The sequence below is a fragment of the Rhodobacter calidifons genome (genome assembly GCF_011174775.1).
GTDB lineage: Bacteria > Pseudomonadota > Alphaproteobacteria > Rhodobacterales > Rhodobacteraceae > Tabrizicola > Tabrizicola calidifons.
In genome coordinates this window covers 119,669-136,772 of sequence record NZ_JAANHS010000007.1, presented here as the reverse complement: position 1 = coordinate 136,772, position 17,104 = coordinate 119,669, and the positions used below count along the sequence as shown (strand labels likewise).

The following is a 17,104-nucleotide window of genomic DNA, read 5'->3' as shown; positions in this document are numbered from 1 at the left end:
CGAATTGCTGACAGCTTCACTCGCCTATAGGATGCAGCCGATGTCCGGTCCGAGTGTTGAAACGACGGCATTTCCACGGAGGCCTTGCTGATGTCCGATGTCTTTCCAGGCTGGTATGCGAAGCCGTCCGGGGTGGTCCGTGACCGCCCGAAACGCGGCTACTGGGTGATCGGTGTGCGAATCGTCGATCCGGTGCGCTATTTCAACCTGCTTGAGATCGCCGAGGAGACGATCGACTATCTCGGTGGCCGGATCGTGATCCGCAGCCCGGCGGTGACGGTTCTCAGCGGCTCGCTTCCGCCGCGTCTTCTGGTGGTTGAGTTTCCCAGCCTCGACCGTGCCCGCGAGGCCGTCGACGAGGCCGCCCTGAAGATCGGCGAGGGACTGTTCGACGGTGTGGCGGAATTCGACATGGCCATTGCCGAGGGCTACCACGATTTCGGCTGACGTCGGCCCGGCCGTCCGCGTGTCACGCCGCCCCTTGCGCCAGGGCCGCATCCCGTCTATATGCGCGCCACTTCACAGGTGTCGTCGGGGCCGATGCGGGGAGAAATCCCGTGCGGTCCACCGGTTGCCCCGGATCAGGTCCGGGGTGAAGACGGCGGCGCCGAGGTTCAAACCGGAAAAGGACAAGGCATGGCTCTTCCCGAGTTCACCATGCGTCAGCTCTTGGAAGCTGGCGTTCACTACGGCCACCAGACCGCCCGCTGGAATCCCCGCATGGCGGAATACATCTACGGTGAGCGCAACGGTATCCACATCATCGACCTGACGCAGACCGTTCCGCTGCTGGACCAGGCGCTGAAGGTCGTGCGCGACACCGTCGCCAAGGGCGGCCGCATCCTCTTTGTCGGCACCAAGCGTCAGGCCCAGAAGCCGATCGCCGAAGCCGCCGAGAAATGCGCGCAGTATTACATGAACCACCGCTGGCTCGGCGGCACGCTGACCAACTGGAAGACCGTCTCGCAGTCGATCCAGCGCCTGAAGCAGCTGGACGAAATCCTTGGCGCGGGCGGCGAAGGCCTGACCAAGAAGGAACGCCTGGGCATGGAGCGTGACCAGGCCAAGCTGCAAGCCAGCCTTGGCGGCATCCGCGAGATGGGCGGGGTGCCGGATCTTCTGTTCATCATCGACGTGGGCAAGGAAAACCTGGCCGTGCAGGAGGCCCAGAAGCTGGGCATCCCGGTGGTGGCCGTGGTCGATACCAACTGCTCGCCCAAGGGCGTGACCCATGTCATCCCGGGCAACGACGACGCGGCCCGCGCCATCGCGCTGTACTGTGACCTGATCGCCCGTGCCGCGCTGGACGGCATGTCGGCCCAGATGGGCGCGGCGGGGGTCGATCTTGGCGCGCTGGAAGCGGCCCCGGTGGAGGAAGCGGTCGCCGCGGCCGAAGTCACCGCCGAGGCCTGATCGACTGTCTGCGTCACAAGACTGTCACCCGGCGGACCTAACTCCGCCGGGACATCTCTTTCAAGGAGTGAACCGATGACGATCACCGCTCAGATGGTGAAGGAACTGCGCGAATCGACCGGCGCAGGGATGATGGACGCCAAGAAGGCGCTGACCGAGACGAACGGCGACATGGAAGCCGCCGTCGACTGGCTGCGCACCAAGGGTCTGGCCAAGGCCGCCAAGAAGGCCGACCGCGTCGCCGCCGAGGGTCTGATCGGCGTGGCCGTGACGGACGGCCGGGGTGTTGCCATCGAGATCAACTCGGAAACCGACTTCGTTGCCAAGAACGAGGATTTCCAGGCGCTGGTGCGGGACGTTGCGAACGTCGCGCTGACCACCGGCGATTCGGTCGAGGTGGTGAAGGCCGCGCATCTGAACGGCAAGACGGTCGAGACGGTGATCCAGGAAGCCATCGCCCGCATCGGCGAGAACATGACCTTCCGCCGCCTGCATGTGCTGGAGGGCGACACCGTGGTGTCCTATGTCCACAACGCGGCGGCGCCCGGCATGGGCAAGATCGGCGTCCTGGTGGCGCTGAAGGGCGACAAGGCCAAGGCGGAAGAGATCGGCAAGCAGTTCGCGATGCATATCGCCGCGACCAACCCGCTGTCCTTGTCCGAGGCCACACTGGACCCCGCCGTGGTCGAGCGTGAGCTGGCCGTCCAGACCGCCAAGGCGCTGGAAGAGAACGCCGCCTCGGCCAAGCCGAAGCCCGAAGCCGTGATCCACAACAACATCATCCCCGGCCGGATGAAGAAGTTCCTGGCAGAGAACACGCTGCTGGGCCAGGCCTTCGTCATCAACCCCGACCTGACCGTGGAAGCCGCGGCGAGGGAAGCGGGTGTCGAGATCACCGGCTATGCCCGCGTGGCGGTCGGCGAAGGCATCGAGAAGAAGCAGGAAGACTTCGCTGCCGAAGTCGCCAAGGCGCTTCAGGGCTGAGACCCCGGACAGACAGGGCAGGGGGCCGCTGCGCATGCGCCGGCCCCCTTGCTTTCGGTCCGGTCCGGCGCCTTTCCCGGTTCGCCCTGCGCGACCGTCCGCAAATGCGTGCGGCGCGGTCCTGGGGAAAACCGCGCCGCATAGACTTGCCGCCACCGGGGAAAGAAATGGCAAGCAAGACGTCTTCATGCCGTCCGAAACCAACCTTCGGGACCGGGTGCAACGCGCCGGGTCCGCAATTGGCGCAACCTCGCGGCCATGTGCCCTGCTTTCACATGACCCAGGGTCAGGCGAGTAAGGAAAACCCTACCTTTGCGTCATCGTGCGGCCCGGGCGGTCTCCGGCGCCCGCTGGAAGATCATGTTGAGCAGCGCGCCCTTGGCCACGGCCTGCGCGGTGGTCTCGACGGCCAGCGCCTCGCGGGCGAGCCGCAGGTGCTTTTCGACCATGGCCGGGCTGACCCCCATCAGCAGCGCCACATCCTGCGTCGTCTTGCCGTCGGCCACCCATTCCAGCGCCTCGCGCTGGCGCGGGCTCAGCGCCCGGTGCCGCGACAGCTGGGGCAGGTGCACGATGGTCAGGTGCATCATGTTCGCCACCGCCAGGATCTCTTCGCGCCGCTCGGCAAAGATCGCCTCGACATACCCGAGGCTGACGCCGGGATCCGCGATCAGCCCGATGGCCCCTTTCGACCGCGACAGCACCTCGGGAAAGCTGACCGTGATCCCGGCTACGATCCCCATCGCGATGTTCTGCCGCACCGCCTCGGCCTCTTGCGGCGACAGCCGGCCCGCGGCATAGGCTTCGGCGACCCAGGACCAGGTGCAGATCCCCGCATTGGTCTCGGCCCAGCGGAACAGCGGGGTCTTGGCGTAGAAGCCGCCCTGGAAATAGCGCCTGACGTAATCCGCGTCGCAGGTGGACAGGAACAGCGCGTCGTCCGGATCGCCGATGGTCTTCTGGTGCATGAACCGGGTAAAGCCGTAGTTGACCCGCCCGAAGCCCAGACCGGAAAAATAGCCGGTCGCAAGATCCCAGGCATCGTCGATCCGCGCCGAGGCCGCGATCCGGTTCAGAAGCGGCAGAATCGTGGTGTCAGGCATGGCTGTCTCCCCTGTCGCTCGTGCCGCGCAGGGGTGCTTGACCCTGCGGCAGTCATGACATGAACGCCAGATACGGCAGATTTCCTTGGTTTGTCGAGGTGTTGCCCCGTCAGCGCAGCGTCAATTCGCCCAAGGGGCGAGACCAGTCGCCAAAGCGTGCGGCGTCCGGCGCGGGTTCGGGGCAGGGTGCCGCTTCAGGACAGGGCCGCCTCGGCCGCCGCCCGGATTGCCCGGATGTTCGCCCCATAGGCTGAGGGATGCTCTGCCGAGCCGCCCCTGAACACCGCGGCTCCCGCCACCAGCACGTCGGCCCCGGCCTGCGCAACCCGCGGTGCGGTCGCGGCCGAGATCCCGCCATCGACTTCGACATGGACAGGCCGATCACCGATCATCTGCCGCAGCCGGGCGATCTTGGCCAGCTGGCTTTCGATGAAGCCCTGGCCGCCGAAGCCCGGGTTCACCGTCATCACGCAGACCAGACCCACCAGGTCCAGAAGCTCGGCCACCGCCTCGACCGGGGTTCCGGGATTGATGGCGACGCCCGGCGTTTTACCAAGTGCAGCAATGGCTTGCAGCGTTCTGTGAATGTGCGGCCCGGCTTCGACATGCACCGTGATGTTGTCGGCGCCGGCCTTGGCGAAAGCCTCCAGATAAGGATCGACCGGGGCAATCATCAGATGCACGTCCATCACGCCCGCGATATGCGGCCGCAGCGCCGCACACATCGCCGGGCCGAAGGTCAGGTTTGGCACGAAATGGCCGTCCATCACATCGACATGCACCCAATCCGCGCCTTCGGCTTCAACCGCGCGACATTCGGCCCCGAAATTCGCAAAATCCGCTGCCAGTATGGACGGGGCGATCTTCAGGGTGCGGTCGAACATCGGGCAGGCTCCTTGCAGCGTCAGCGCCTCATATCCCGGCACCAGCGGGGTTTCCAGCGGTCAATACAGTACATAATATTGATTACACGAATAACGGATGCCGACAACCGTGCCCCGCCCTGAAACGGAAACGGCCCGGACATCCGCCCGGGCCGTCCTGCACGTTCGGCCGAACTCAGCCGACGAGTTCGAGGCCCGAGAAGAAGAACGCGATCTCGCGCGCGGCCGAAGCCTCGCTGTCCGAGCCGTGGACCGAGTTCTCTCCCTTGGACAGCGCGAATTCCTTGCGGATCGTGCCCTCGGCCGCCTGGGCCGGATCGGTCGCGCCCATGACTTCCCGGTTCTTCAGGATCGCGCCTTCGCCTTCCAGCACCTGCACCACGACCGGTTCGGAGGCCATGTAGGCCACCAGCTCGCCGTAGAAGCCGCGCTCCTTGTGTTCGGCATAGAAGGCGCCGGCCTGGGCGGGCGTCAGATGGATGCGCTTCGAGGCAATGACGCGCAGCCCCGCCTCTTCGAGCTTGGCGATGATCTTGCCGGTCAGGTTGCGCTTGGTCGCATCGGGTTTGATGATCGACAGGGTACGTTCAACGGCCATGGGGCTCTCCAGGAATTTGCGGCTTTGCGCCGGAATGGGACGCCGGGCTGCTACCACGCCCGCGCCGCGTTGAAAAGGTGCGGCGGCATTGACCTTGGCCAGAGGTTCAGGCACTTCCCCGGCCATGCTGAGGATCGAGGACATCACCTACAAGGTCGAAGGCCGCCCCCTGTTCGAGGGCGCCTCCGCGACGATTCCCACCGGGCACAAGGTGGGCCTCGTGGGCCGCAACGGCGCGGGGAAGACCACGCTCTTCCGGCTGATCCGCGGGGAGCTGGCGCTGGAGGGCGGCTCGATCACCCTGCCCCAGCGCGCCCGGATCGGTGGCGTGGCGCAAGAGGTGCCGTCCTCGGACACTTCGCTTCTCGACACGGTCCTTGCCGCCGACACCGAACGCGCTGCCCTGATGGCCGAGGCGGAAACCGCCCGGGATCCCCACCGGATCGCCGAGATCCAGGCCCGCCTTGCCGACATCGACGCCTGGTCGGCCGAAGGCCGCGCGGCCAGCATTCTCAAGGGCCTGGGCTTTGACGCTGCACAACAACTCATGCCCTGCTCGGCCTTTTCGGGTGGCTGGCGGATGCGGGTGGCGCTGGCGGGTGTCCTCTTTGCCCAGCCCGACTACCTCCTTCTGGACGAGCCGACCAACTACCTCGACCTTGAGGGCGCGCTCTGGCTGGAAAGCTACCTGCAGAAATACCCCCACACCGTCCTCATCATCAGCCACGACCGCGGCCTTCTGAACCGCGCGGTCCAGGGCATCCTGCATCTCGACAACCGCAAGCTCACCTATTGGCAAGGCGGCTACGACCAGTTCGCCCGCCAGATGGCCGAACGCCGCGCGGTCCTGCAAGCCGAGGCGAAGAAGGTCGAGGCGCGGCGGGCGCATCTGCAAAGCTTCGTCGACCGTTTCAAGGCCAAGGCGTCCAAGGCCGTGCAGGCGCAGTCGCGCGTGAAGATGCTGGAGAAGCTGACCCCGATCACCGCACCGGAAGAGGCGAAGAAGGTCGTCTTCACCTTCCCCAAGCCCGAGGAACTCGCCCCCCCGATCATCAACCTCGACGGCGCGGCGGTGGGCTATGGCGGCCCGCCGGTGTTGAAACGGCTGAACCTGCGCATCGACCAGGACGACAGGATCGCGCTCCTGGGCAGGAACGGCGAAGGAAAATCAACACTTTCCAAATTATTGGCTGGCAAACTTCAACCGTGCGCGGGCAAGCTGTCGCGCTCCTCCAAGCTGCGGATCGGCTATTTCGCCCAGCACCAGGTGGATGAGCTGCACCTCGACGAGACGCCCCTCCAGCACGTCATGCGCCTGCGTCCGGCAGAAGCGCAGCCGAAACTGCGCGCGCGGCTCGCGGGCTTCGGGCTGATGGCCGATCAGGCCGACACGGTCGTCGCCCGCCTGTCGGGTGGCCAGAAGGCGCGGCTCTCGCTTCTCCTCGCCACCATCGACGCGCCGCATCTTCTGATCCTCGACGAACCGACCAACCACCTGGACATCGAATCCCGAGAGGCGCTGGTCGACGCCCTGACCGAATACCCCGGCGCGGTGATCCTGGTCAGCCACGACATGCACCTTCTGGGCCTGGTGGCCGACCGGCTCTGGCTGGTCAAGGACGGCGCGGTGACGCCTTATGCCGAGGATCTGGAGGCCTACCGCCGCCAGCTTCTGGCCGGGGACGACGAGGTGAAAGCCCCCGCGCAACCCGTTGTGAAACCGAAGAAAGCCAGCCGGGACGAGATCAGCGCCCTGAAGGCCGAGGTCCGCAGATGCGAGGAGCGGCTGGCCAAGCTGAACGACATGCGCGACAAGCTGGCCAGCAAACTGGCCGACCCGGAGCTCTACCAGGATGCCCGCAAGGGCGAACTCGCCACCTGGAACGCCAAGTATGCCGAGGTGATGCAGGCGCTGGACAAGGCCGAGGCGCTGTGGCTGGACGCGCAAGAGAGACTCGAGGCTGCGGCCTGACTTTCGGACCGGCTTTCCGATCGCGCAGGTTCCGCTTCCCAAACCCGGAACAGCCGGGCTAGCCTTGCGGAAAAGGACCCGCAATGCCCGAAACCGCCTTCCTCATCACCGCCTTTGCCACGCTGTTCGTCGTGATCGACCCGCCGGGCCTGGTGCCGCTGTTCATCGCGCTCACCCGCGGCATGGGGCCGGAACGGCGCCGGGCGATGGCGCGGCGGGCCTGCATCATTGCGGCCTGCCTCCTTCTGCTGTTCGGGCTCGCGGGCGAGGCGATCCTCACCTTCATCGGCGTCTCGATGCCCGCCTTCCGCATCGCGGGCGGGATCCTTCTGTTCCTGACCGCGCTCGACATGCTCTTCGAACGCCGCACCCAGCGGCGCGAGGGGCAGCAGGCGGAGCCCGACCACGACCCTTCGGTCTTTCCGCTGGCGACACCGCTGATTGCCGGGCCCGGCGCCATCGCCACGATGATCCTGCTGGTCGGCCAGGCCGGGCCGGACTGGATCGCGACGATCTGGGTCCTCGGCCTCCTGATCCTGATGATTGCGGTGACCTACGCCTTCCTGCTCGCCTCGCCGCCGCTGGAGCGGTTGCTGGGCCGAACCGGGACCATCGTCATCACCCGGCTCCTGGGGATGCTTCTGGCCGCGCTCTCGGTGCAGTTCGTGATCGACGGTGTCCGGGGCACCGGGTTGATCGGCTGACCTTTCCAGGCGGCCCCCCTGCCCCCATATTCATCCCCAACCGGAGGTGCGGATGGACAGCGAGACACTGGCGCGCGTGGGCTATCTGGCCCTGATCCTGGTCGCCCTCGGCGGCTGGGTCATGGTTGAGTTCCGCCAGCGCATGGGTCAGGCGCTGCGGATGGCGCTGGCCTGGGGGATGATCTTTCTCGGCATGATGGCGGGCTACGGGCTGTGGCGCGACATCCGGCAGGACATCCTGCCGATCCAGTCCGTGCAGGACGGTGCGGTCGAAGTGCCACGGGCCGAAGATGGTCACTATTATCTGACCCTGCGGGTCGAAGGGACCGCGGTGCCCTTCATGGTGGACACCGGGGCCTCCGGGATGGTGCTGTCGGCGCGGGATGCGCGGCGGCTGGGGATCGACCCGGGCAGCCTGACCTATCTTGGTCAGGCCAATACAGCGAATGGCGTCGTCCGCACGGCGCGGGTCACGCTGAAAGACGTCGAACTGGGTCCGTTCCGGAATGACAGTTTCCGTGCCCTCGTCACCGAGGGCGACCTTGACCAGTCGCTCCTCGGGATGGATTACCTTGGCCAGTTCCGCATGGAATTCGCCGGCGGCAAGCTGATCCTGCGACAGTAGTTCCCGGCCGCGACCTGGCCGGTCTTGCCTTGCCGATCCCTTATTCCCAAGGGGGTGGGCGCTGACATTCACCCTTCACGAGCGGCGTTGCGGCGTCTGCCGCGCTCTCAGCCAAGCAGGCTCTGCACCGTGTTCGTCAGGTCGCCCAGCGAGAAGGGCTTCGGCAGGAAGACCGAGTTCGGCACCCGGGCCTGATCCTCGGCCAGCCCGTCGTCGGCATAGCCCGACATGAAGATCACCTTCACCCCCGGCCGGTCCAGATGCGCCCGGCGCACCCAGGCCGGGCCGTCCATGCCCGGCATCACCACATCGGTCACGAAAAGATCGACATGCAACGTCTTGTCCTCAAGCCGCGCCAGCGCCTCCTCGGCGCTGGCTGCCTCCAGCACGGTATAGCCGCGCATGGTCAGCGCCCGCGCGGCAAAGGCGCGGACCGAGGCCTCGTCCTCGACCAGCAGCACCACGCCCTCGCCCTTGCGCGTGGCCACCCGGCGCGGCTCGGCCGGCTTTGCGTCCCCCGCCTCGCCGTCAAAGACCGGGAAATACAGCGAGAAGGTGGTGCCCTTCGCCACCTCGGAATCGACGAAGATGAAGCCGCCGGACTGTTTCATGATGCCATAGGCCATCGACAGGCCAAGCCCGGTGCCCTCGCCGATGCGCTTGGTGGTGAAGAAGGGCTCGAAGATCTGGCGCAGCTGGTGTTCGGGGATGCCGATGCCGCGGTCCACCACCCGGATCACCGTGTAGTCGCCCGCCGGCACCGTGGCGCGGTCGCGCATCAGGGGCTCGGTCAGGGTCACCGGCTCGGTCTCGATCCGGACTTCGCCGCCCTCGGGCATCGCATCGCGGGCATTCACCACGAGGTTGATCAGCACCTGCTCGATCTGCCGCTTGTCCGCCCGGATCCGGCCCAGCGGCCGCCCCCCCTCGCGCGCCAGATGCACCAGCGACAGGTCCACCTTCTCGACCATCAGCCGGTTCAGAAGATGGATCAGGTCGGCCAGCACATCCTCGAGGTCCAGCACTTCGGGGTTGAGCGTCTGCTTGCGCGAGAACGCCAGCAACTGCCCGACCAGCGAAGCGGCGCGGTTGGCGTTCTGCCGGATCTGTTCCAGATCGGCAAAGTCGTTGTCCTCGCGGCCGTGTCGCAGCAGCAGCAGGTCGCAATGGCCCGAGATCGCGGTCAGAAGGTTGTTGAAGTCATGTGCGATACCGCCCGCAAGCTGCCCGATTGCCTGCATTTTCTGGCTTTGCGCGAACTGCGCCTCCAGCGTTTTCAGCCGCGTCGCATCGTTCAGGATCGCCAGCGCGCCCAACCGGCCGCCCTCGACATAGCGGCGCAGCGTGATCTGGAGAAAGCGCTCCTCCTCGCCGCGCAGGCGCAGGACTTCGGACCCGCCGGGATGGCGCCCCGCCGTGACATCGGCCAGCCATTCCGAGACCGGCCGGCCCAGGCCCTCGAACAGGTCGTGGAACATGGCCGACCGGGTGTCGCCGTTCCACATCAGCTCGCGCGCGGCCAGGTTGGCCGACCGCATCACCCCGTCCGGCCCGAAGGTCAGGATCGGGACCGGCACCTCTTCCAGATCGGCGCCGACCGTGACGACCGGCGCCGGTTCGGCCGCCGCTGGCGGGGGCAGATCGGAGTGCAAGGGCAGATCCTCGGCCCGCCAGAAGAACTGCCCCGGACCCGCGCGATGCACCAGAAGGCGCAGCACCGAGGCCCGACCCGGCAGATCCTGCTGCGCCGCGCCTGCGATCTCGGCCTGCTTCTGCAGGCGCAGAAGCAGCTCGCCCGGCGCAAGCACCCGGTCCCCCAGCGCCGCGTGCAGCGAGACGGCATCCTTGCCAAAGCGCGTCTCGGCCGCCTCGTTGCGCAGGATCACCCGCCCCGCCGCATCGGTCAGGAAACAGGCCGCCGGATCGTCGGCCATCAGCAGGAAGGCAAGCTGGCCCCGCCTCTCGTTGCGGGATTGCGTCTGCCATCCGCGCAGCACCAGCCCGAGGGCAAGGCAGAACAGCACCAGCCCGACAAAGCCCGGAAGTGGCGACCCCTCGCGCCAGAACGCGATCCAGGCCAGTACAAGGCCCGATCCGATGCCCGCCAGCACCAGCGGGAAACCTGTCTGCGTCCCTTCCCGAACCTCGACCCCGGTCAATTGCCTGCATACTCCGAAATGCGCTGCCCGCTTCCTGATGCCGACGAAAATCGCCGGAAGGGGTTAAGGCATGATTAACCGATGTGCTGCGCAGGTCTAGGTTGAGTTGCGAAAATCATCTTCTCTGAAAGATTGAAAGGTGAAAACCGTCGCCGCCTTGCAACGGGGTCAGGGACAGCGCGCTTTCGCAGTGAAATGCGGGGTGGCGGTCCAGGAAGGCGCGGGCCTGATCACCATTCTCGCGGCGCAGAAGCGAGCATGTGGCATAGGCAAGCACCCCGCCCGGGCGCAGCATCGGCGCCACGCGGTCCAGGATATGAGCCTGGGTTTCCACAATGCGGTCAAGCCCTTGCGGGGTGAGATTCCACTTGCCTTCCGGGTCGCGCCGCCAGCTGCCCGATCCCGAACAGGGCGCATCGACCAGGATCAGGTCATAGGGCGCCCCGGCCTCGGGCCGGTCGGTCAATGTGACCTGCACCCCCGCCCGCCTGGCCCGTTCGGGCAGGTCCGCCATGCGCCGCGGGTTTGCGTCATGGGCGTATAGCCGCAGCCTTGCCCGGGCCGCCATGGCCAGCGTCTTGCCGCCGCCGCCCGCGCAATGGTCCAGCACCGTCATGCCATCCGCCAGCGGCAGCGCATCGACCACGGCCTGGCTCGAGACATCCTGCAACTCGACCAGCCCCCCGCGATAGGCCGCCGAGGCTTGCAGCCGGCGCGCGTTCCCGGTGATCTCCAGCGCGGTCGGCGACAGGGGATGCGTCCGGGTCGCGATGCCTTCGGCCGCCAGAGCGACCCGGGCGGCCGGCAGGTCGGCCTTGACCAGGTTCACCCGCAGAAAGACCGGCGCGCGGTGGCGCAGGGCTTCGGCGACCGGCCCGAGGTCGGGGCCAAGACTGTCGCGCAGGTCGGGGATCAGCCAGTCCGGCAGGTCCAGCGCCTCGACCGGATCAGGGCTGCGGCCGGTTTCCTCCGGCCCGGGCGGGGCCGGCGCATGGCCTTGACCCGAGAACAGCGCCTCCTGCCCGGCCGCGCGCATCAGGCCCAGGACCAGGCCGCGCCCGCTCAGCCCGCCGCCGATGGCCGCGGCCGAGCTTCTGCGCCGCAGGGCCTCGAACACCAGATCGCGCACCGCCGCCCGGTCGCTCGACCCGGCATAGCGGCTGGCCCGGCCCCAGTTGGTCAGCGCCCTCTCGGCCGGCTCTCCGCCCAGGACCCGGTCAAGGATCGAGATGGCCGCCGAGGCGCGTGCGCCGGGGGTCATCGGACCGGCTCAGCCGACGCGATAGTTCGGGCTTTCCCGGGTGATCTGCACGTCATGGACGTGGCTTTCCTTCAGCCCCGCCCCGGTGATCCGCACGAACCGGCATTTCGTCCGCATCTCGGCCACCGTCGCGCAGCCGGTATAGCCCATGGCCGCCCGCAGGCCGCCGACCATCTGGTGGATCACCGCTGCCGCCGAGCCCTTGTAGGGCACCTGCCCCTCGATCCCTTCCGGGACCAGCTTGTCGCTGGCCGCGTCCTTCTGGAAATAGCGGTCCGCCGAGCCGCGCGCCATCGCGCCAAGGCTGCCCATCCCGCGATAGGCCTTGAAGCTGCGGCCCTGCCACAGGATCACCTCGCCGGGGCTCTCGTCCGTCCCGGCAATCGCGGATCCCACCATCGCGCAAGAGGCCCCTGCGGCAATCGCCTTGGCAAAATCGCCGGAATACTTGATCCCGCCATCGGCGATGATCGGGATATCGCCGGCCGCGCGGGCCGAATCCATGATCGCGGTCAGTTGCGGCACGCCCACCCCCGCGACGATCCGCGTGGTGCAGATCGACCCCGGCCCGATCCCGACCTTCACCGCATCCGCCCCCGCGCCGATCAGCGCCCGCGTCGCCTCGGCCGTGGCCACGTTCCCGGCCACGACCTGCACCGTGTTCGACAGCCGCTTGATCCGCTCCACCGCCTTTGCCACGCCCTCGCTGTGCCCATGCGCCGTGTCGATCACCACCAGGTCCACGCCCGCGTCGATCAGCGCCTGGCTGCGTTCGAACCCCGCATCGCCCACGGTCGAGGCCGCCGCCACCCGCAGCCGCCCCATCTCGTCCTTGCAGGCGTTGGGGTTCAGCACCGACTTCTCGGTATCCTTCAGCGTCAGAAGCCCGGTCAGCTTGCCCTGCCCGTCCGTCACCAGAAGCTTCTCGATCCGCCGCGCCTTCATCAGGCTGATCGCCTCGGCCCGGTCCACCGGCTCGCGCAGCACCGCCAGGTTCTCGCTGGTCATCATCACCCGGACCGGCGTCCTGTCGTCGGACGCAAAGCGCATGTCGCGGTTGGTCACGATGCCCAGCACCCGGCCCGCCTCGTCCACCACCGGAAAGCCGGTGATCGCATAGCGCTCCATCAGCACCTTGGCGTCCGCCAGCGTCTGGTCCGGCGTCAGGGTGATCGGCTGATAGACCACGCCGGACTCGAACCGCTTCACCCGCCGCACTTCCCGCGCCTGCGCCTCGGGGTCGAGGTTGCGGTGGATCACCCCGATCCCGCCTGCCTGCGCCATGGCAATCGCCATCCGGGCCTCGGTCACCGTATCCATCGCCGAGGACAGCAGCGGAATGTTCATCCGGATCGCCCTGGTGACAAAGGTCGAGGTATCCGCTTCCGAGGGCAGGACGCTCGATGCCGCGGGCACCAGAAGCACGTCGTCAAAGGTGAGAGCCTCACGAATCTCCATAGGCGAACCCTCCGGGAGTTGGCGTCGTTTGGCGGTTCCCCTTTTCACGGGGCGCCCGGCTTTGCAAGGCCAATTCTGCCCTTGTCCGCGCCCGGCGACTGTGCAGAGTACCGCCGGAAACAGGGGGCAGGAAATGCGCGTCGCCATTGTCGAGAACACCCGGATCACCCACCACGGTCAGGTCGGCGTGGCGCTGCACGAACAGGCGGCGCTGATCGACCTCTACAAGCCCTGGTCCGGCCAACCCCTGCCCCGCAGCGTCGATGCCGATGCGCTTATCGTCTTCGGCGGCGAACAATCCGCGCGCGACGACCACACCCATCCCTACCTGCCCGACCTCGCGCGGCTGATGGCCGATTACACCGCGATGGACCGCCCGGTGCTGGGCATCTGCCTGGGCAGCCAGGTGCTCGCGCGCGCTTTCGGGGCCGAAAACCGGCTGGGAACCGCGCCGGAATTCGGCTGGGTCGATGTCAGCCTGACGGATGCGGGCCGCGCCGATCCGGTCCTGTCGCAGGTGCCGGATAGCTTCCCGATCTTCCAGTGGCATTCCGACACCTTCACCCTGCCCGAGGGCGCAGTCCACCTTGCCCAGAATCCCGCCGCGCGCCATCAGGCTTTCCGCATCGGTCGCGCTACATACGGCATGCAGTTCCATTTCGAGGCCAGCCGGCCCGTCGTGCGCGATTGGATCGCGTCCTTCCCGGAGGTGATCGACCGTATGCTCCCCGGCTGGATCGCGCGTCACCCGGATCTGGCCGCAACCCGCGGGGCCGAGGCCGATGCGCATGGGCTGGCGCTGGCGCGCGCCTGGGTCGCGTTGATCTAGGCCTCCGCCGCGTTGGTCCGGGCCGCGAGCTGCCCACCGGGCCACAGCTTCAGCACCCGCCAGGCGATCCAGGGATTCGCCACCAGCACGACAACCAGCAACCCCTGCCCCGCCCAGCCAAGCGCGCCGCCATGCAGCATCAGCGCGGTTGCGGCAGCCGAGAGCGGAAAGGTGAAGGCGCTCCACAGGGCCGAAAAGCCGGACACGGCGATCCAGCGCAACGCAGCGAAAAGCGCCAGCGCGATGACCAGCACCAGCCAGGCGAAAACCGAGGCGACCAGATGCAGGCCAAGCAGGTCGGCCGTTATGGCGAACAGGCTCGCCGGCGCCAGGTGGATCGCCAGCATCGGGCGCAACGGCGCCGGGGGGGTGCGGCAGGCCAGTTGCAGAAGGCTCGCCCCCCAGATCCCGATCGCCAGGGGCAAGGTGCCAAACAGCAGAACCCGTGCCAGATCCACCAGGCCAAAGGATGCCGCCGCCGGCGCCGCGACGATGACACCGACGAAGGTCATGTGCCAGCCGGGGTTGACCGCGCGCGCCTCGGGGGGAAGCGTGAGCAGCGTGCGCACGGTCAGGATCGCCAGCGCGGCGTGCAAGACCAGCATGACCGCCAGCAGCCCGACGCCAAGACGCGGCGCGAAAGCGCCGAGATGTCCGGCGGCGACCATGCCTCCCATCGTGCCCGCCGCCAGGGCGGCGCGCGAGGGCATGACCTTAAGATCGTCCTGCAATACGCTGATCCGTAGTGTTAATTTCAGGGTGTAGCTACAAAGGGCAAAGGCCCAGAGTGGCAGGACCAGACCCGCCGCCAGGTCCGCCGCCTCCTGTGGCAGGCCCCAGCGGTCAAGGCCCGGACGCAGCGCCGTCACCAGGCCCATCAGGCCCAGGATCGGTGGAAAGATCGCCGGTGGCGTGCGCGCGAATGCCGGCAGACGCCGGGGCGGAAACTCGGGCGGCGGATACGGCTTCGGACGATAGCGCGCGGGATCCTGGGCCATGCGGGGCTCCTTTGTCGTGGGTCAGACCGCAGACCGCTGTTGCTGTCCAGTGGCCAGGGTGTCGCAGGGATACGGGCGCGCGGCACGGGCTGCAAGCGACCCGGGTGCGGGCCATCCTGACCATCGGGTCCGGAAAACCCTGTCCCTACATCCATATATACGCACGTATATACCGGAGAGGTTTCATCATGCTGCCAGTCATTTGGCGCGGTTTCCTCTCATGCTGCCCTCGGGTGGATCAGGGGAAACCAGTCCTCGCGCAGCCGCTGTCCCGGCTGCATCCCGTGGCCGGGGAACGGCGGCGAGGTCGGTCCCGGCCGTTCGACATAGCGGGCATCGTCGCCCACCAGCCGCAGCGAAAAGGCCCGGCGCCGCGTCGTGGCCAGATTGCCCCGCGCCCCGTGCAGGGTCCGGAAGGTGAAGGCCACCGCATCGCCCGGCGCCATCTCCCATTCCAGGATCCGCATGCCCTCGGCCTCGGGATCGGGGACCGGCATGTAGTCGTCCTGGCCGGGGTAGAAGTTCGTCTCCGATGCCCAGCGGGTCGGCAGGACGTCTCTTTCCCACAGGTGGCTGCCCGCGACGCAGCGCAGCGAGGCTTCGCGCACCGGATCCAGCGGCGACCAGAAGCTGACGGTCTGGCGGCCTTCGACAAAGTAATAGGGCCCGTCGGTGTGCCAGGGCGTGGGCTTGGCAGTGCCCGGCTCCTTCACCAGCACATGGTCGTGGAACAGCTGCACCGTTTCCGACCGCATCAGGCGGGCCGCCACTTCCGCCGCCGCCGACTGGCGGATCACGGCGGCAAACTCCGGCACCCGGGTCCAGTTGCAGTAATCGTCGAAGAAATCGCCCGGCTCGCCGGGTTTCAGCGTCGGCATCTGCTGGGTCGGATGGGCCATGTTGCGCGCCACGCCCGCGCGCAGCATCTCGACCCAGTCGGCCCAGAGCCCCCGGACCAGCACGACCCCGTCGCGCTGATAGGCCTCGACCATCGCTTCCGTCACCGTCACCATGGGCACCTCCCGGCTTTGCGCCACCCTGCCCCGGCGCCCGGCTCAGGGCAAGACCAGCGCCGTCGCGCCCAGCCGGTGCAGCCGCGCCCCGGTGCCCAGCTTGAACCGCGCAAGGCCCGGCGCCCGCTCGGTATCGACCAGACCAAGGTCAAGCCAGCGCAGCCCCTCTGCCCGCAGGGCCTCGGCCGCCCGGGTCAGCATCAGCGCATGGACACCGGCCTGCCGCGCGGCGGCGTCGCCCCAGCCCAGCTGGTAAGTTGCCGATCCATCGTGCACGACGAAACACATCGCGGCTGCCATCTCTCCGGCATGGCGCCACTCCCACAGGCGCAGGCTGGACGGTGGAAGCGCCTCGACGAAGGCCGGGGGCAGACCGCGATAGCCGCGCTGCCGGCGCTGGCTCGCCTCGGCCGCGATCAGCCGCGCCAGGGTCGCCCGGTTTCCGGGGCGCGGTTCGACCCCTGTCCGCTCGGCCGCGCCCAGCCGGTTGCGCCATTTGCCGGTGAGGCCCGCGCGCAGATCCGGCCCAAGCGCCCAGATCGCATGATGCGCCGCACTGACCAGCGGAACCAGCCCGACCCCCCGCACTTCGGTCTCCGGGGTGGCGATGGTCAGCCCCGGCCAGCGCGCCAGCCTTCGCAAGGCCTCACGTCGATCCGCCGATGCCGCGCCCTGTCCTTCGATCCGTACCCGCGAGATCAGCCGCAACCGCCCGCGCTCCAGCATCAGGACCGGCCGCCCCTGCCCGTCCACCCAGCGGATGCGCGCGCCAAAGGCCTGCATGGCCGCCGCATAGGGCGCGCTTTGCTGGAAGGGCAGAAATCCGACGAATTCTTCGCAGTTCTCCATCCGGCCTTAATGGAACCGAAACCTTTCCCGAGGGTTAATCAACTCCATGCAACGTGTCTCGCTGAAACGAACCCCTGCCCCGACGCCCCGGCTGACGCTCTGGGTGCCCGTGGTGCTGGCCAGCGGCCTGTGCCTGTTCTGGCTTGGTCTGCTGGCGCTGATCCAAATGTAGGCGTGCGCCGCCTTATGCTTTGACGCATGTTCGGCCAGTGGCTAAGGTCTGCGCCGTCCAGACCGCCCAAACCGCATCGAGT

The 17,104-nt window shown here is 67.7% G+C and carries 17 protein-coding genes; 8 read left to right on the top strand and 9 right to left on the bottom strand.

Features of this window, described 5'->3' with window-relative positions:
• Window positions 1-90 precede the first annotated feature (90 nt).
• The 3 genes from G8O29_RS11165 (at window position 91) to tsf (ending at window position 2,397) form a co-directional block, all read left to right on the top strand.
• The gene (locus G8O29_RS11165; protein WP_166403318.1) at window positions 91-447 is read left to right on the top strand and encodes a DUF1330 domain-containing protein; all 357 of its coding nucleotides are present in this window, start codon (window positions 91-93) and stop codon (window positions 445-447) included.
• A gap of 189 nt (window positions 448-636) precedes the next feature.
• On the top strand, window positions 637-1,413 hold the full coding sequence (rpsB, locus tag G8O29_RS11160) for a 30S ribosomal protein S2 (protein WP_166403317.1): 777 nt from the start codon (window positions 637-639) through the stop codon (window positions 1,411-1,413).
• A gap of 75 nt (window positions 1,414-1,488) precedes the next feature.
• Entirely contained in the window at window positions 1,489-2,397 is a 909-nt protein-coding gene (tsf, locus tag G8O29_RS11155; protein WP_166403316.1) for a translation elongation factor Ts, read from the top strand.
• Between the two features lie 317 nt (window positions 2,398-2,714).
• On the opposite strand, the gene G8O29_RS11150 is transcribed toward tsf, so the two are convergent.
• The 3 genes from G8O29_RS11150 to ndk form a co-directional block, all read right to left on the bottom strand.
• Complete coding sequence (locus G8O29_RS11150; protein ID WP_166403315.1) at window positions 2,715-3,500, bottom strand: helix-turn-helix transcriptional regulator; 786 nt, start codon at window positions 3,498-3,500, stop codon at window positions 2,715-2,717.
• A gap of 194 nt (window positions 3,501-3,694) precedes the next feature.
• A complete protein-coding gene (gene rpe, locus G8O29_RS11145) occupies window positions 3,695-4,384 on the bottom strand; it encodes a ribulose-phosphate 3-epimerase (protein ID WP_166403409.1) in 690 nt (229 codons plus the stop codon).
• A gap of 175 nt (window positions 4,385-4,559) precedes the next feature.
• Complete coding sequence (ndk, locus tag G8O29_RS11140; RefSeq protein WP_166403314.1) at window positions 4,560-4,982, bottom strand: nucleoside-diphosphate kinase; 423 nt, start codon at window positions 4,980-4,982, stop codon at window positions 4,560-4,562.
• A 124-nt stretch (window positions 4,983-5,106) separates the two neighbouring features.
• Here ndk and G8O29_RS11135 point away from each other — a divergent pair, with 124 nt between their 5' ends.
• The 3 genes from G8O29_RS11135 to G8O29_RS11125 all read left to right on the top strand — a co-directional run bounded on the left by G8O29_RS11135 (window position 5,107) and on the right by G8O29_RS11125 (window position 8,283).
• Window positions 5,107-6,954: an ABC-F family ATP-binding cassette domain-containing protein gene (locus tag G8O29_RS11135; protein WP_166403313.1), complete on the top strand. Its 1,848-nt coding sequence runs from the start codon at window positions 5,107-5,109 to the stop codon at window positions 6,952-6,954.
• A gap of 83 nt (window positions 6,955-7,037) precedes the next feature.
• On the top strand, window positions 7,038-7,658 hold the full coding sequence (locus tag G8O29_RS11130; protein WP_166403312.1) for a MarC family protein: 621 nt from the start codon (window positions 7,038-7,040) through the stop codon (window positions 7,656-7,658).
• A gap of 52 nt (window positions 7,659-7,710) precedes the next feature.
• On the top strand, window positions 7,711-8,283 hold the full coding sequence (locus tag G8O29_RS11125) for a retropepsin-like aspartic protease family protein (RefSeq protein WP_166403311.1): 573 nt from the start codon (window positions 7,711-7,713) through the stop codon (window positions 8,281-8,283).
• 107 nt (window positions 8,284-8,390) lie between these two features.
• On the opposite strand, the gene G8O29_RS11120 is transcribed toward G8O29_RS11125, so the two are convergent.
• From G8O29_RS11120 to guaB, 3 genes are all read right to left on the bottom strand, one after another.
• Window positions 8,391-10,217 carry an ATP-binding protein gene (locus G8O29_RS11120; protein ID WP_166403408.1) on the bottom strand — a complete coding sequence of 609 codons (1,827 nt, stop codon included), beginning with the start codon at window positions 10,215-10,217 and terminating at the stop codon, window positions 8,391-8,393.
• Between the two features lie 340 nt (window positions 10,218-10,557).
• Window positions 10,558-11,703, bottom strand: a complete 1,146-nt coding sequence (locus G8O29_RS11115; protein ID WP_166403310.1) for an RsmB/NOP family class I SAM-dependent RNA methyltransferase — start codon at window positions 11,701-11,703, stop codon at window positions 10,558-10,560.
• Window positions 11,704-11,712: 9 nt separating this feature from the next.
• A complete protein-coding gene (gene guaB, locus G8O29_RS11110; RefSeq protein WP_166403309.1) occupies window positions 11,713-13,161 on the bottom strand; it encodes an IMP dehydrogenase in 1,449 nt (482 codons plus the stop codon).
• A 133-nt stretch (window positions 13,162-13,294) separates the two neighbouring features.
• Here guaB and G8O29_RS11105 point away from each other — a divergent pair, with 133 nt between their 5' ends.
• Window positions 13,295-13,990 (top strand): type 1 glutamine amidotransferase, encoded by a 696-nt coding sequence (locus G8O29_RS11105; protein WP_166403308.1) that lies wholly within the window; start codon window positions 13,295-13,297, stop codon window positions 13,988-13,990.
• On the opposite strand, the gene G8O29_RS11100 is transcribed toward G8O29_RS11105, so the two are convergent.
• The 3 genes from G8O29_RS11100 to G8O29_RS11090 all read right to left on the bottom strand — a co-directional run bounded on the left by G8O29_RS11100 (window position 13,987) and on the right by G8O29_RS11090 (window position 16,850).
• Entirely contained in the window at window positions 13,987-14,988 is a 1,002-nt protein-coding gene (locus tag G8O29_RS11100; protein ID WP_166403307.1) for a TDT family transporter, read from the bottom strand. The genes G8O29_RS11105 and G8O29_RS11100 overlap by 4 nt on opposite strands.
• Window positions 14,989-15,206: 218 nt before the next feature.
• The gene (locus tag G8O29_RS11095; RefSeq protein WP_166403306.1) at window positions 15,207-16,001 is read right to left on the bottom strand and encodes a phytanoyl-CoA dioxygenase family protein; all 795 of its coding nucleotides are present in this window, start codon (window positions 15,999-16,001) and stop codon (window positions 15,207-15,209) included.
• Between the two features lie 42 nt (window positions 16,002-16,043).
• Window positions 16,044-16,850 carry a GNAT family N-acetyltransferase gene (locus G8O29_RS11090; RefSeq protein ID WP_166403305.1) on the bottom strand — a complete coding sequence of 269 codons (807 nt, stop codon included), beginning with the start codon at window positions 16,848-16,850 and terminating at the stop codon, window positions 16,044-16,046.
• A 46-nt stretch (window positions 16,851-16,896) separates the two neighbouring features.
• On the opposite strand from G8O29_RS11090, the gene G8O29_RS18705 reads away from it, so the two are divergent.
• Complete coding sequence (locus G8O29_RS18705; RefSeq protein WP_302848577.1) at window positions 16,897-17,022, top strand: hypothetical protein; 126 nt, start codon at window positions 16,897-16,899, stop codon at window positions 17,020-17,022.
• Window positions 17,023-17,104 lie beyond the last annotated feature (82 nt).